Here is a 14,588-nt window from a genome sequence, read left to right as displayed (position 1 = left end):
AAAACACCTTTATTCTGTAAAAAAAATTACAAAAAACGATTATTCTGTTTTAGCAAAAACGAGCAGTAAAGTTTCATCTTTATAGAGATAAAGTTTGTTTCCAGAAATCTTTCCTCCGGTTACCTTTTCTAGATCTGCATAATATTTATTTTCTGCATCTCCAACGGCTTCACAATACATTTTTGTACCAAAAATACGGCTAAACTGTATGGCATTACCATTAATTACGGCACTGCCGCCATAAGTATTGCAAAAAGATTTACCGCCTATCTTATTACCTCCGGTAATATTTAACGTAGCCTTGGCCGCGGTCGGCAAAGTTTTACCTGGCCACTCGGTCAATTCCCATTTTGTATCTTTTTGTGTAATTAATTTTAGGTCTTTAGTACAGGCTTGTAGTGCGAATACAACAAGCAAAGCAATTGTCAATCTTTTCATCAGGATATAAATTTGTTTTTAATGGTAATGAATCCCTGCTTACCGCGGACAGGTATCATGAGTTTATTCATTTCGGTTGTTTAGTGTAAACTCATAAATGGTTTCATTTTTTTATATTTAGTCAATCAGACCTATTTCTCTAGAATGGGCAATAGCCTCTTCACTGTGTTCAAACAAACAGGTACTGATCTTAAGCTTCTCTAATTTATCTAATATTTTTTGTGTTTCGGGCATTTTTTTTTCACGCACATTCCTAATATATACGGCAATGATATTATTGCCATATTTCTCCGAAATTTTCTGATATATAGCAGGATCCTGCTGGGAATTATCTCCCAAAAAAATAAACTTTTGGTTGGGAAAGGCATCGATAATACGCATAATCCTTAGCAATTTACCTTCATGCCCCGTCTTGCCTGTTTTTATTAGATCTTTCCATCTTTTTAACTGATTTAATAAAAAGGTGCCTTCTGGCAGCTTATTAAACCTAAAAGTTTCAAGCAGGTAATCATACAGGTTCCACTCGCTACTTGACACATAAAAAAAGGGATTGGGCTGTTCTCGAACCGTATGTGCATTGGCCAATAGTTGATAATGGGCACGGGTATCCTGAAAAGTACGACGTGTTCTCGGATTTCTGGCCAAAAGCTCTTTCAATCTTTTGGCAATGGTTTTAGAATGCGACACCATAATGGTATCATCAATATCCGAAATGAAGGCATATTGTGTAATGTGTGGCACATAAATCTCACCCTGTGCTTGGGCAATGTCATTTCCATTATCATCAACGGCCATTACATTAACCATATGCCAACCTGCTGACACTTCTTGTTTCGCGGCCCATTCTATCTTAAAGAAACCATCATATGCGGCCTGTGCTTCAACTATTTGACCATTAAAGCTCAACCTTACCTTTGCAAATGGGAGCGGTTTCACTACAAATAGCCTAAAAACATGCCATAAGTTGGTTAGGAAATTATTGCTATATCGTTGTTCTACATCTGCCCTGAACTTAAACACATGCCCATATACCACTAAATTGTGGGTATGCCCATAACCGTGATATACCTTAACCTGCGTAGAATTTTTGATCATTATATTTAAAACAGAGAAGAGCATCAGTTGTTTTTATAACATATCAGTAATATGACCTATAAAAACAAAAAACAACGCTTACTTTTTATCGTAAATCGGGGTTCAGGCAATAATCAAGAAAGCTTAACGCTAGCGATTACGGCCTACTTTAAGGATAAGGATGCCATAGCCGAGATATTTGAGCTTCCGAAGAACTGCAGCCTAGATAGAATTAAAAATACGATTACCAAGGCAAATGCCGATAAAGTAGTTGCTGTTGGTGGTGACGGGACTTTAAAACTTGTTGCTGAATGCCTTTTAAATACGACGATTCCAATAGGGATCATTCCAGTAGGATCGGCAAACGGAATGGCCAAAGAACTGGGCATACCCATGCAGCTGGATAAAGCATTGGAATTAGTCCTGCATGGTAAGGCCCGACAGATACATGGCACCTTGGTGAACAATGAGCTTTGCATACACCTATCGGATATTGGTTTTAATGCTTATTTGGTAAAAAGATTTGATGAGCTACCTCAACGTGGTATGTTGACCTATGCAAAAGCTGCTTGGCATGCTTTCTGGAATCATCGGAAAATGCATATCTCATTTAAAATTGATGACCGTACCATTAAAACAAAAGCGGCCATGGTCGTAATTGCCAATGCAACCAAATATGGAACAGGGCTGCAGATCAATCCTGAAGGTAAATTAGATGATGAAGTATTCGAGGTTATTCTAATAAAAGAATATGCCGTGATGGAAATTATCAAGATTTGGCTAAGCAAACTCCCTTGGAATCCAGAAAAAATAGAACGTTTCCAAACTTCGGCCATTAAGATCACAACGAGATACAAAGTACACTTTCAAGTGGATGGAGAGTATCTGGGAAAGGTGAACACCATTGAGGCTTCTGTAATTCCCCGAGCCATCCATCTGATTATTCCTGAACCATAAGATTTTTAGCCATATGCCCTCTTATAGTCAGATAGAGCCGGATAAATTCGCACATAAAGCATACCTTCAACAAAATGGGGAACCATTTATCTTCATAATTGCCTAAAGCTTCTGGCAATAATGTAATAAAACCAACTGTAAATATCCAAAGATACAGACGAAAGGGAAACTGTATATAATAGCTCAAAAAACCATATTTCTTTTGGAAAAATAAGCCATAGGCCCCAATAGCGATCAAGAAAAACATGGGAAACATTAGCATGTTACTTATTTTTTCTGAGGGCAGCGTGGTCTTAGAAAAGTTATGGATAATCACCCATAGTTGCATAACCATAAAAACCAATGAAATAGCATCTAAAAAGGCCAGCACACGAAAAAGTATACGCATAGTTATTTACAATATTTGGCCAACTGTTTATCTGCTTTGGTTGAACCCATATATTTTACAAACTTAAAGTCTTCACATGCGCTTTGCAAATCGCCCTGCTTAATTTTTTTCTCTGCTATAGCTATTTTTTGAGCAAGAAAATTATCATCAATTTCTAAATCATTCTTTAACGCTATGATTTTAGATTCTTCTATAAAATTTTCTATCCCCTGTTCGATGTTACGATAAAAGTTGACAATTTTATTGATAGAAACCATTTCGTCATTATATTTCTTAATGGATAAGCCAACTGCCCCGGGATTTACATTTTCACAACCATAATCAACTAATGAAAAATTCATAGGCGAACGGATGAGTGCTGTGGTATCGTAACTTACCGGCATTTGCCACTTCCCGCTGGTTAACCTAATTAACCGAAGTGCCTCTGCATCGAGATCGGCACCAATCCCCCTTGTTATAGTCGCATAATATACCTTCCCCTCTTTATTCAGTTTGAAGCCAACCTCTATGGTTCCCTGAATGCAGTGATTACGCGAATAGGTGGGATAAATGGTATATTCTTTAACAAAGTTGCTCAATCCCCTCTTTAATTGAGGTTCCTGGGCCTTTGCAAATCCTGAAAAACAGACAAACAAGATCAATATCAATCTACACATGCTTAAATTTAAGAAATAATCAGCAAAACCCTAAAAGTATAGTGGTATTATGACAATTTACCTATTGCCAAATACGTAGGCGTAATTATATACATAATGGCATAAGGCCCCAAAATTCACGAAAACATGCCAAAGTTCGTGGCTATGAAGATACCTATGCAGTGGTTTATCTTTAGCATAGTAATAAGTTCCTCCTATATAAAAGACACCTCCCATAAATAGCCATAACAAGCCAATTGGGGGCACTTGCGCTATCATTTTAGTGATGAAGGGAATAATCAAGCAGCCCATGGCAATATATAAGCCTGTAGAAATAGCTGAATTCTTTAATCGGTTAAAAATTTTAAGCAAGCAACCCATTACCGCAATAAGCCATACCAAACCAAATAGCAACCAACGGACCCAACCTTCGAAAATGATTAAAGCAGTTGGGGTAAATGACCCTGCGATCATTAAGTAAATGCAGCAATGATCAAATTTCTGCCAAAACCTTATCCAATAGGGTGCCCGAGGTAAACTGTGATAAATAGCACTTACACTAAATAGTATAAAAATACCTAATCCATATATCATGGCAGCAGTATGCTCCAAAGAGCCTGAAGACTTCTCCAATAAAAGGTACAGACCGGGCAGTGCTAACACTGCCGGTAAAAAATGCGTAATGAAATTTCCGGGCTCCCGAATATATTTATTCATTATCGTTTACATCGGTCTCTTTACGATCCTTTGCTATCTTGTCGAAAATCTGATCCATACGTTCAACATATTCATTGGTATCGTCAACAAAGAAAGACAAGGTGGGTACTACCCTGGCCTGATGACGAATACGAGCACCCAATTTATACCTGATCTCACTAGAGTGGGCATTGACAGTCGCTACAGACAAACTCGTGTTATTGGTATTCAAAAAGCTTAAGTATACTTTTGCTACAGCCAAATCTGGCGATACACGAACTTTTGTAATGGTAACCAATGTATTGGGCAAATATGCTGCCCCCTCCCGTTGAAATATGGCGGCCAATTCCTCCTGCAATAATCCCGCAAACTTCTGCTGTCTTTTACTTTCCATTTTTATTTTCTATATCGTCATTAATTCATACCTCGAAATGACGGCTTTTTATCTAATATAACAACTTATCGTACGGATAGCGCTTAGTATGTATACTTTTTACCTTATCGTACAGCAAAGTTTTAAATTCTTCTACATTTTCTTTTTGGGTTGCTGATATAAAAATAGCAGGGGCATTATGTTGGCCCATCCAAGTTTTCTTAAAATCAGCAAGGGTTAACGGTGCCTTTTGTTCCTCTACATCTACTAGCTCATTTTGCTCGGGTATTACATAGGCATCAATTTTATTAAATACCATAATCATATCCTTATCCCTAGCTTCTAAATCTTTCAGGGTCTCGTTTACAGTATGTATCTGGTCTTCGAAATTTGGATGCGACACATCTACCACATGCACCAGAATATCGGCTTCTCTCACTTCATCCAAAGTAGACTTAAAGCATTCTACCAAATGATGCGGTAACTTTCTAATAAAGCCTACCGTATCTGACAGCAGAAAGGGCAAATTATCAATCACCACTTTCCTTACTGTTGTATCTAAAGTTGCAAAGAGCTTATTCTCGGCAAAAACATCCGATTTGGAGAGCATATTCATGATCGTGGACTTGCCCACATTGGTATAGCCTACCAAAGCCACACGAATAAGCTGCCCTCTATTTTTCCGTTGCGTTTCATTTTGACGATCGATCAATTTTAAGCGCTCTTTTAGTAAGGTGATTTTCTCTAAAATCATCCTTCTATCGCTCTCGATTTGACTTTCTCCCGGGCCACGCATTCCGATCCCTCCTTTTTGACGCTCTAGGTGGGTCCACATTCTGGTTAAACGGGGAAGCAGGTACTGAAGTTGCGCCAACTCTACTTGTGTTTTAGCTTGTGCCGTTTGCGCCCTGCCAGCAAAAATATCGAGGATCAGATTACTCCTATCCAATATCTTTACCTGTAATTCACGTTCTATATTTCGCAATTGTGAAGGCGAAAGCTCATCATCGAACACCACAATGTCAATCTCTTCTGCCTTTACATAGGCCTGTATCTCTTCCAGTTTGCCGGTACCCACAAAAGTAGCACGGTCTGGTTTTTGCATTTTTTGGGTAAAAGTTTTTTCCACCACGCCACCTGCCGTACTTACCAAAAAAGCAAGTTCATCTAAATATTCCTTGGTCTGCTCCGCCTTTTCACCAGGTAAAACTACCCCTACCAAGATCACCCTTTCTTGCTTGGGTGCGGTATCATAAAATTTCTGTTTTCCCATTTAATCTTACAAAGATACAAAATCTATTTCCGTTTAATTTCCAACAATTGAGACCTTACATAGGTTTGAGGTTTTTATTAAACAAAAAACGCCATCCAATATAAAGATGGCGTTCCCAAACTGCTCAAATCAGCCCTAATTATTCATTGTGTAATACACAGCTGTAGCACTTAAAGCTTGACCAGATGAAGTATTTTCCTTCACCACCACTCCATCAACTATGATCTGAATTCTCAAAGTTCCAGTAGCATCGGTGGCGATGGCATTAGCCCCCAAAGAAATGGCCTGAACACCGGCCTGTACCGTTACTTTGGCACTCCAAGTATTACTTCCTATACTGGTCAATGTTGTAGCGTCGCCCTGAACATTTGTATGAACAACCGCACTTATTGTGGCGTTTGATGATGCTATAACTTTATATTCCACTTCATGGGATTTATCCGTATCCTTATCTTTCTTACAAGAAAAAAGAACGGTTAATACAATTAAACACGATGAGATGGCCAATAATTTTCTAAACTTTTTCATAATCTTAATTTTAGTTAGGGTTACACATAAATATCCCTCGAAAAACAAACACTATGCCGTTACTCTATTTAAGAATACGTTTTATCCAGCTAAACCAAACATCGAACATGCTATGCCACGCCTTAAGCTATAAATGTCCCTTATTCAAATCAGGGCAAACAATAGTGCTATAAATTCATATAATAGTTTTAATTTTAGGCCCTCTTTAAATTAATTATGACTGATCATATACATCGCATTGCTTCGACATTAACGATTAACAACAAACAAGTTAGCGCCACCTTAAGTCTTTTGAACGAAGGTGCTACCGTCCCTTTTATCTCCCGTTATCGTAAAGAGCTAACCGGAAGTTTAGATGAGGTACAGATTGCTGCAATTAGAGATCTAGCCCAACAATTAAAAGAGCTCGACAAACGTAGGGAAGCTATCTTAAAATCTTTGACCGAATTGGAGAAACTAACTCCAGAATTGGAAAAGAAAATAAATGAAGCTGAAACAATGACCATTTTGGAGGACATCTATCTTCCCTATAAACCCAAACGCAAAACCAAGGCTTCGGTTGCGAGGGAGAAAGGACTTGAACCACTAGCCTTACGTTTATTTGCGCAAAGCAGAATAGATATAACAGATGAGGCAGAAGCATATATCAATGCAGAAAAAGGTGTGGACAATGCAGAACAAGCACTGGCTGGAGCAAGAGACATTATTGCAGAAATGATTAGCGAGGATGTGGAAGCCCGTACCAAAATGCGTAAATTCTTTGAACAAAAGGCCACTTATAAAACTGTTGTGGCAAAAGGGAAAGAGGCGGAAGCCATTAAATACAAAGATTATTTTGAATGGGAAGAAAGTGCCAAAAGCGCCCCTTCTCACCGTGTATTGGCCATGTTAAGAGGTGAAGATGAAGGGTTATTAAAACTTGATGTACTCCCTCCCGATGAAGATGCGATCCAATTGTTGGAAAAACATTTTATCAGCGCTAATAATGCAGCCAGTGGACAGGTAGAATTAGCCATAATAGATGGCTATAAACGGTTATTACGGCCCGCCATGGAGACAGAACTGCGAGCCTTAATCAAACAAAAAGCAGATGAGGAGGCCATCCGGGTTTTTGCCGCCAATGCCCGTCAGTTACTAATGGCTGCTCCTTTGGGTCAAAAAAATGTAATGGCCATAGACCCTGGGTTTAGAACAGGCTGTAAGGTTGTTTGTTTAGATAGACAAGGTTCATTGCTAGAAAATACGACCATATATCCGCATACGGGCCAAGGCAATGTTAAAGATGCCGAGTGGAAAATCACCCAACTCTGTGAGAAATATGAGATTGAGGCCATCGCTATTGGCAACGGAACAGCAGGCAGAGAAACCGAAACATTTGTACGCAACTTAAAGCTTTCCGTTACTTTGGTCATGGTAAACGAAAGCGGTGCCTCAATTTATTCCGCATCGCCTTTGGCCAGAGAAGAATTCCCCGATCATGATGTTACCGTTCGTGGCGCTATTTCCATTGGTCGCAGGCTAATGGATCCGCTAGCAGAATTGGTTAAAATAGAACCCAAATCTATTGGCGTAGGGCAATATCAGCACGATGTGGATCAAAATAAGTTACAACAAAGTTTAGATGACACGGTAATGAGCTGTGTAAATGCCGTTGGGGTTGAACTCAACACGGCTTCAAAACAAATTTTAGCCTATGTATCTGGATTGGGAGAAAGTTTAGCACAAAACATCATCAACTACCGAAATAAGAATGGAGCATTTAAAAACCGTGAAAGCTTAAAAAAAGTACCCCGTTTAGGCGACAAAGCTTTTGAACAGGCAGCAGGTTTTTTGCGCATACGTAATGCCGAACAACCCTTAGACAGTAGCGGTGTGCATCCAGAGCGCTATGATTTGGTCAACAGAATGGCCAAAGATCTGGGGGTATCTGTAGCACAATTAATAAAAGATATCAGCCTTCAAAAACAGCTCAATCTACAGCACTATGTGAGTGGAGAGGTTGGCCTGCCTACCCTTCAAGATATCTTAAAAGAATTAGCCAAACCTGGCCGCGATCCCCGTGAACAATTTGAAGCTTTTAGCTTTGCGGATGGTGTAAATAGTATTGACGATCTGAGAAAGGGAATGAAGTTAAAGGGCATTGTAACCAACATTACCAACTTCGGTGCTTTTGTGGATATCGGCGTTCATCAAGATGGTTTGGTGCATACCAGTCAACTGGCCAACAGATTCGTCGCTAATCCAAATGAAGTGGTCAAGGTAAGTCAAGTGGTACAGGTTACTGTCACCGATATTGATGTAGCACGCAAACGTATTTCTTTATCGATGAAGGAAGAAGGGATAGTTAGGAGCAAAGAACAAGGCCCCAGGAATAAGGAGCAAGGGGAAAGAAACAACGAGCAGAAACGAGATAGCAATGAACCGGCAAAAAAGCAATTCAATCCACATTCTCCAAAAAAAGAAAAAGAGGTTGATGGGGATTTACAGGCAAAATTGGCTAAACTGAAAGGGATGTTTAAATAAGGTGAATTATGGCCTGGCATATTATACATTTTGTAAAGCCCTAGCAACACCTTTAAATTCGTTCAAAACCCAATACCCAACATGAGGCGGGAAAGGCCGTCAAGTAGCACACATAGCAGATTGCTGTAATTCCAACCATCTGCGATGTATCTATTTCATGGACTTACAGATCATATTTTTTCGCAAAGAACACACATAAAGTTTTGATATTCAATACATAACAATTTTCATTTCTGGAAAGTTTTTTTATATTTGATATTGAAGGTCAGGCCAGAGCAAACATGGCCTGATGGCCAAAAAATATAAATAAAATAGGCGTGATGAAGCATGATGCTTTTTGCAAAGCCTATAGGAAATAAAATCATGACAGCTTCATTGCCACTGAACTGCCGAGGCAGCTTGAACCGAAGCCATGCAGGCTGAGCTCTTGAAAGCCATTGAAGTGATGAACAAAACTGAAAAATTCCATTGAACAACAATGTAAACTAATGAAAAACAAAATTTTATGCAGATGAAAAAAATAGGGCTGATTATATCATTTATCGCCGCAATATTGTATTTGCTGCCAGGCTGCAAATCACATGAAGAAAAAGAAACACCCGCACCTTTATTAGACCTTTCCACATTCTTCAAAAAATGGTGAAAAGAGTACTTTTAGAATTTCTCCAGACGGTAATTACTTTAGCTACCGTGCCGACTACAAAGGCAAGATGAACATTTTTGTTCAAAAGGCAAACGATACCACAGCCATTCGGGTTACCAGCGATACCTTAAGAAGTATTGGTGGATATTTTTGGAAAGGCGATAGGATTGTTTATGCACAAGATATTGGAGGCGATGAAAACTTCCAATTGTTCTCTGTTAAAGCTGATGGTACAGCTTTAAAAGCATTAACTCCTTTTTCAGGTATAAGAACAGACATTATTGATGCCTTAACAGAAATTCCGGGCAGAGAGAAAGAGCTCATCGTAGGTATTAATAAAAGAGTGAAGGAATATTTCGACCCGTACCTCATCAATATTGAAACCGGTGCCCTGACCTTGTTATTTGACAACAAAGAGAACTATGACTCTTGGGTTACCGATAATGCCGGCATAATTCGTCTTGCCTCAAAAACAGATGGGGTAAACATTACATGGAATTACCGAAATAGCGACAAAGATAATTTCACCCCTTTGCTTACTACCTCCTTTAGGGAATCATTTTCTCCCTCTTCTTTTGATAAAGACAATAAGAATATCTATGTGCTTAGCAATATAGGCAGGGACAAAACCTCTCTGATAGAATATGACCCAGCAGCCAAAAAAGAGGTAAAAGAAATTTTCGGCAATAAAGACTACGATTTATCGGGCATTTTTTACGACAGGAAGAAACAAGTATTGGTAAATGCCACATGGGATGCAGAAAAGACAGAGAAACATTTTTTTGATAAAGAATGGGAAGAAATACAAAAAGGGCTGGATGCAAAATTTGAGGGCTATTTGGCAGATATTATAAGCTATAACGATGCCAGAACCAAAGCCATAGTTTGGATAGGCAATGACAGACTGCCCGCTAAATACTATTTGTACGACTTTAAAACCAAGGAATCCAAAGAAGCAGCCAATCCTTTTCCGTGGATAGATGAAAAACAAATGAGCCATATCAAGCCCGTTACTTATAAATCGAGAGATGGACTGGAAATACATGGATATCTTACCCTGCCCTTGGGGATAGAAGCTAAAAACTTACCTGTAGTTATTAATCCGCATGGCGGCCCTTGGGCAAGAGACAGTTGGTACTTTAACCCGGAGGTACAATTTCTAGCCAACAGGGGTTATGCCGTACTACAAATGAATTTCAGAGGAAGTACCGGCTATGGAAGAAAATTTTGGGAAGCTTCATTTAAGGAGTGGGGCAAAAAAATGCAGAATGACATTACAGATGGTGTAGAATATTTAAAGAAAGAAGGAATTGCCGATCCCAAGCGTATAGCTATTTATGGAGCAAGCTATGGAGGGTATGCAACACTAGCAGGCATCACATTTACACCAGATCTTTATGCTGCAGCGGTAGATTACGTAGGGGTGAGTAATATGTTTACTTTTATGAACACTATCCCTCCTTACTGGAAACCTTACCTAGACCAGTTCCATGAAATGGTAGGCAACCCAAAGAAAGATAGCTTATTACTAGCAGAAGTTTCTCCTGCATTACATACCGACAAAATAAAAACACCATTATTTATAGCGCAAGGCGCTAATGACCCAAGGGTAAACAAGGCCGAAAGCGATCAAATGGTAGCTGCCCTAAAAGCAAGGGGTGTAGACGTAGAGTATATGGTTAAAAACGACGAAGGGCATGGTTTTCATAACCAAAACAACCAATACGATTTTTACGGTGCAATGGAAAAGTTTTTAGACAAGCACTTAAAGCAAAAGAAAGAATAGGCTTTTGAACAAACTTTAAGGTGGCTGAATATGCTGACCAGCCTTTATTGACGTTGCGATAACAACCATTTTTCGATTATTTGCGGAGCTTCGGCGAAATGAAGTTTCCGTAAATAATCGATCCCGAAAAATTTAAATCCGATTCCCTTAAGTAATTTTAGCTCTTATTTTTCGGTATCGTTCAGATAAAAACTCAGCAGTTCTTTTCCCCAATAAAATATTGGCGATCTTGCCTATAAGACTAAATTCTTTATGAATCCAAGAACCTGCAAAATGATGTATGCAGTACGTATTTGGGCTCGTATTTATCTTTAATGTCTTCCAGCTTTTCGGGCAGAAATAATCGCTCGGATAAATGGTGCAATAGTCTTCTAGCTTTTGGAAGGTATTGTTGATCACCACTTCCTTTTTATCTTTCATAAAAGCAGTGATGATCTCGGTATTAGGGTTAACATCCAAACTTCCATCTTTTAAATAGAAGCTTTTGTCTTCATAATAAGACAGCAGATCGTTTATCCATTGTCCATTCTTTTCACTGCCCATAATAGCTGAAGACAACAGCAGGTTATCCTCGAAACCCGTGAAAGCTTTATTATTGAGTATAGTGTCATCTAACGGCCTTAGAAACTCTACATCTGTATCTAAATACACCCCGCCCATTTGCTTTAGTGCATGCAGGCGGCACACATCTGCCACAAAAGCAAACTTCCTCTCTTTATAGGCCTCAGTAGCAAAACGGTATCCATTGATACCGAAATTCTCCTCACTCCATCTCCTAATCTCATATTCAGGTAAGTATTTTTTCCACGACTCTAAACACTTGAGCACCAATTCGGGCATCTCTCCATTGCCAAACCAACAATAATGGATGATCTTAGGTATCATAAATTTACTTTTTGTTTCAGTTTTTTATAGACATCAGTCCGAGTGGCTTTATCAAACTTCATGAATAGGGTAACGATCAATAAGATAATGCCAAGAATAAAACAGTTGGCCATAAAAGTCAGCCAGGTATCTGTCGTTATCAAGTTTAACTTTCTCCAGCCGAAGGTAATCAATATCAATACAATGAAGCCAGAAAGGCCTTTTATCATCTTTAAAAAGAAATACCATCTACTTTCCTGCAGGCAATAGGCCGCGTATAGTGGTGTAAATGTCAAATGACTGAATACCCCACTGATCAAAGCGGCTACCGGTATGGCATATACACCTAGAGAGCTATACAAGCATAGCAGGATCACCAGTATAAAGTTGAGGATGGAAATAAAAATACCCCAAAAAGATGCTATTTTAAGTTTATTGGTAATCACAAAAACATGATATACCGTTTCAATAGTACCATGCACTATAAAGGGGACCAAAGTGATAACGGAGAGTATGTGCAGGGCTTTAGAATCCTGGGTGGGCAACCATAGCTTAAAAAACACATCTCCATAAATAAAGAAAACTGCTAAAGGCATCAACACCACCAAAAAGATGGCTTTAAATGATAAATCTAGGTTCAGTTTCAGTTTTCTCATGTCATTTTGAGCGTAGGCCTTTAACATCTCTGGCAAAAATATGGGCACAATTATGCCAAGAAGTATATAAATGGCGTTGGGGATAAATTTTGTTAAGGACAGGAACCCCATACCGGAAGCCTTAAAAAAATGGTTGGCGATCAACAAATCCAACTGCGTATTGATCACATTAGACATGGCCATAATGGAATTCCAAATTCCAGAGCCTACAATAAGAGATAAGGCACTTCTAGAAAAAAAAGACCAATCTATCTGCACTTCTGGAAGCAGCTTCTTGGTGACCCTATAATTGGCATAACATATATATACGGCCGTTACCGCTGTAACTACACCCAGAAAATAGATCCTTGGCGTAAAAAAATAAAATAGAATAATGATAATGCCCAGCTTTAAAACATTGGAGATAATGTTGATGAACGCCAGTTTGTCAAATCTATTTAGGGCAAAGGCAGTTACCGAAAACACGGCAGATGACACATTGATAATCAAACTTATAAATATAAAGATAAACAGCAAGCGGACATCATACAATAGATTACCAGGGATATCAAGTATGCGGTCAATGAAAAAGCAGAATACTGCACTGACTAGAACAAAGCCTATGGAAATAAGAATATTGCCAAATAATACCGAGTTAAAATAGGTATTTACTTCTTTGATGTCTTTTTTTTCTAGGCTTATGGTGATATAACGACTAGACATAGAGTTTAACGCCGTTGTAATAATTCCAGCATACATCACAAAATTATTGGACAAAGGGAAGAAACCATAAGCCTCTTTACCCAGGTGCTCCACAATATAGGGAGTTAGAAAAAACGAAATACCAACCCCCGACAGTGCGCTAAAGAAATTGGAAACCAGATTAATTACAAAACGTCTTCTATCCATATATAAATAGTTCTACTAAAGTAATCGTTTTTATTCGACTTATGTTTGAAATTTATACCTATTTTGGTAATGTTAAAATAAATTTGGATTGGAACCTCTTATATCTATTATTATCCCCTGTTATAACTCGGCAAACTTTATAACAGCCACCATCAATTCGGTCATTGACCAAACCTACAGTAATTGGGAATTAATTATTGTGGACGACAAATCTAAAGATGATTCCTGTAAAGTAATTGAAGCTTTTGTACAAAAGCATAGCAATATCAAGCTAATTAAACTGGAACGAAATGGTGGGGTTTCTAATGCCAGAAATGTAGGCCTAGAAAATGCTACAGGTAAATACATTGCCTTTTTAGATAGCGATGATATTTGGTTGATAGATAAACTAGCGAAACAGGTAAGCTACATGGAGGAAAAATTGCTCCCAATGACTTTCTGTGCCTACAATAGGATTGATGAAGCTGGAGCAATTATTTCGAGAAAAATCGAAGTGCCATATAGCATAAATTACAGACAGTTGTTATCCCACAATGTGATCATTTTCTCTACCTCATTAATTTTAAAAAGCGTAATTGGAGATACAAAATTTAAAAAAGCTGGTCACGAAGATTGGATTTTTTGGTTAGACATTTTTAAAAAACCATTTAGTGGTTATGGCATTAATGAGCCCTTAGTGCTATATCGAATTAGGAAGGGTTCAGTTTCCTCCAACAAACTAAAAGCCGTTAGCCATACCTGGAAAATTTTAAGGGAGAGTGAAAAATTAGGCTTTTTTGAATCAGCCTTTCTATTTATAAAATATGCCTTTGCTACAGTTTGGAAGCTGTCTCTTATACACATCTCCGAGCCCACGAGACCTGCGT

At 38.5% G+C, this 14,588-nt stretch carries 15 protein-coding genes; 5 read left to right on the top strand and 10 right to left on the bottom strand.

What is annotated here, in order from left to right; genetic code table 11:
* Positions 1-39 precede the first annotated feature (39 nt).
* Positions 40-438: an META domain-containing protein gene (locus JHD79_RS07380; protein ID WP_199118577.1), complete on the bottom strand. Its 399-nt coding sequence runs from the start codon at positions 436-438 to the stop codon at positions 40-42.
* Between the two features lie 117 nt (positions 439-555).
* Positions 556-1,533, bottom strand: coding sequence for an App1 family protein (locus tag JHD79_RS07375; RefSeq protein ID WP_199118576.1), 978 nt, complete (start codon positions 1,531-1,533; stop codon positions 556-558).
* A gap of 51 nt (positions 1,534-1,584) precedes the next feature.
* Between JHD79_RS07375 and JHD79_RS07370 the strand changes: the two genes are divergently transcribed.
* Positions 1,585-2,469, top strand: coding sequence for a diacylglycerol kinase family protein (locus tag JHD79_RS07370; protein WP_199118575.1), 885 nt, complete (start codon positions 1,585-1,587; stop codon positions 2,467-2,469).
* Here JHD79_RS07370 and JHD79_RS07365 read toward each other — a convergent pair.
* The 6 genes from JHD79_RS07365 to JHD79_RS07340 form a co-directional block, all read right to left on the bottom strand.
* Complete coding sequence (locus JHD79_RS07365) at positions 2,453-2,857, bottom strand: hypothetical protein (RefSeq protein ID WP_199118574.1); 405 nt, start codon at positions 2,855-2,857, stop codon at positions 2,453-2,455. The genes JHD79_RS07370 and JHD79_RS07365 overlap by 17 nt on opposite strands.
* A 2-nt stretch (positions 2,858-2,859) precedes the next feature.
* On the bottom strand, positions 2,860-3,513 hold the full coding sequence (locus JHD79_RS07360; protein ID WP_199118573.1) for a TonB family protein: 654 nt from the start codon (positions 3,511-3,513) through the stop codon (positions 2,860-2,862).
* A gap of 57 nt (positions 3,514-3,570) precedes the next feature.
* Entirely contained in the window at positions 3,571-4,209 is a 639-nt protein-coding gene (locus JHD79_RS07355) for a hemolysin III family protein (RefSeq protein ID WP_199118572.1), read from the bottom strand.
* A complete protein-coding gene (rbfA, locus tag JHD79_RS07350; protein WP_199118571.1) occupies positions 4,202-4,582 on the bottom strand; it encodes a 30S ribosome-binding factor RbfA in 381 nt (126 codons plus the stop codon). Before rbfA ends, JHD79_RS07355 begins: the two co-directional genes overlap by 8 nt.
* A 52-nt stretch (positions 4,583-4,634) precedes the next feature.
* Entirely contained in the window at positions 4,635-5,834 is a 1,200-nt protein-coding gene (gene hflX, locus JHD79_RS07345; protein WP_199118570.1) for a GTPase HflX, read from the bottom strand.
* A 135-nt stretch (positions 5,835-5,969) separates the two neighbouring features.
* Positions 5,970-6,362: a hypothetical protein gene (locus JHD79_RS07340; protein WP_199118569.1), complete on the bottom strand. Its 393-nt coding sequence runs from the start codon at positions 6,360-6,362 to the stop codon at positions 5,970-5,972.
* A 216-nt stretch (positions 6,363-6,578) separates the two neighbouring features.
* On the opposite strand from JHD79_RS07340, the gene JHD79_RS07335 reads away from it, so the two are divergent.
* From JHD79_RS07335 to JHD79_RS07330, 3 genes are all read left to right on the top strand, one after another.
* Positions 6,579-8,885 (top strand): Tex family protein, encoded by a 2,307-nt coding sequence (locus JHD79_RS07335; RefSeq protein WP_199118568.1) that lies wholly within the window; start codon positions 6,579-6,581, stop codon positions 8,883-8,885.
* Between the two features lie 511 nt (positions 8,886-9,396).
* Positions 9,397-9,528 carry a hypothetical protein gene (locus JHD79_RS22945; protein WP_255533781.1) on the top strand — a complete coding sequence of 44 codons (132 nt, stop codon included), beginning with the start codon at positions 9,397-9,399 and terminating at the stop codon, positions 9,526-9,528.
* A gap of 67 nt (positions 9,529-9,595) precedes the next feature.
* Entirely contained in the window at positions 9,596-11,314 is a 1,719-nt protein-coding gene (locus tag JHD79_RS07330) for a S9 family peptidase (RefSeq protein ID WP_199118567.1), read from the top strand.
* Positions 11,315-11,461: 147 nt separating this feature from the next.
* On the opposite strand, the gene JHD79_RS07325 is transcribed toward JHD79_RS07330, so the two are convergent.
* Both JHD79_RS07325 and JHD79_RS07320 read right to left on the bottom strand, forming a co-directional pair.
* Positions 11,462-12,199: a glycosyltransferase family 32 protein gene (locus JHD79_RS07325; protein WP_199118566.1), complete on the bottom strand. Its 738-nt coding sequence runs from the start codon at positions 12,197-12,199 to the stop codon at positions 11,462-11,464.
* Positions 12,196-13,722 carry a lipopolysaccharide biosynthesis protein gene (locus JHD79_RS07320; protein WP_199118565.1) on the bottom strand — a complete coding sequence of 509 codons (1,527 nt, stop codon included), beginning with the start codon at positions 13,720-13,722 and terminating at the stop codon, positions 12,196-12,198. Before JHD79_RS07320 ends, JHD79_RS07325 begins: the two co-directional genes overlap by 4 nt.
* 88 nt (positions 13,723-13,810) lie before the next feature.
* Here JHD79_RS07320 and JHD79_RS07315 point away from each other — a divergent pair.
* The coding region (locus tag JHD79_RS07315; RefSeq protein WP_199118564.1) for a glycosyltransferase family 2 protein at positions 13,811-14,588 on the top strand (778 nt) is incomplete at its 3' end.

This window comes from Pedobacter sp. ASV28 (assembly GCF_016428855.1).
Taxonomy (GTDB): domain Bacteria; phylum Bacteroidota; class Bacteroidia; order Sphingobacteriales; family Sphingobacteriaceae; genus Pedobacter.
The sequence above is the reverse complement of the archived record's forward strand: the minus strand, read 5'-3'. Positions and strand labels throughout refer to the sequence as shown.

Excerpts from the sequence above, each read along its gene's own strand:
- JHD79_RS07380 (WP_199118577.1), bottom strand. The coding sequence starts at position 438 with ATGAAAAGATTGACAATTGCTTTGCTTGTTGTATTCGCACTACAAGCC.
- JHD79_RS07375 (WP_199118576.1), bottom strand. The coding sequence starts at position 1,533 with ATGATCAAAAATTCTACGCAGGTTAAGGTATATCACGGTTATGGGCAT.
- JHD79_RS07370 (WP_199118575.1), top strand. The coding sequence starts at position 1,585 with ATGACCTATAAAAACAAAAAACAACGCTTACTTTTTATCGTAAATCGG.
- JHD79_RS07365 (WP_199118574.1), bottom strand. The coding sequence starts at position 2,857 with ATGCGTATACTTTTTCGTGTGCTGGCCTTTTTAGATGCTATTTCATTG.
- JHD79_RS07360 (WP_199118573.1), bottom strand. The coding sequence starts at position 3,513 with ATGTGTAGATTGATATTGATCTTGTTTGTCTGTTTTTCAGGATTTGCA.
- JHD79_RS07355 (WP_199118572.1), bottom strand. The coding sequence starts at position 4,209 with ATGAATAAATATATTCGGGAGCCCGGAAATTTCATTACGCATTTTTTA.
- rbfA (WP_199118571.1), bottom strand. The coding sequence starts at position 4,582 with ATGGAAAGTAAAAGACAGCAGAAGTTTGCGGGATTATTGCAGGAGGAA.
- hflX (WP_199118570.1), bottom strand. The coding sequence starts at position 5,834 with ATGGGAAAACAGAAATTTTATGATACCGCACCCAAGCAAGAAAGGGTG.
- JHD79_RS07340 (WP_199118569.1), bottom strand. The coding sequence starts at position 6,362 with ATGAAAAAGTTTAGAAAATTATTGGCCATCTCATCGTGTTTAATTGTA.
- JHD79_RS07335 (WP_199118568.1), top strand. The coding sequence starts at position 6,579 with ATGACTGATCATATACATCGCATTGCTTCGACATTAACGATTAACAAC.
- JHD79_RS22945 (WP_255533781.1), top strand. The coding sequence starts at position 9,397 with ATGAAAAAAATAGGGCTGATTATATCATTTATCGCCGCAATATTGTAT.
- JHD79_RS07330 (WP_199118567.1), top strand. The coding sequence starts at position 9,596 with ATGAACATTTTTGTTCAAAAGGCAAACGATACCACAGCCATTCGGGTT.
- JHD79_RS07325 (WP_199118566.1), bottom strand. The coding sequence starts at position 12,199 with ATGATACCTAAGATCATCCATTATTGTTGGTTTGGCAATGGAGAGATG.
- JHD79_RS07320 (WP_199118565.1), bottom strand. The coding sequence starts at position 13,722 with ATGGATAGAAGACGTTTTGTAATTAATCTGGTTTCCAATTTCTTTAGC.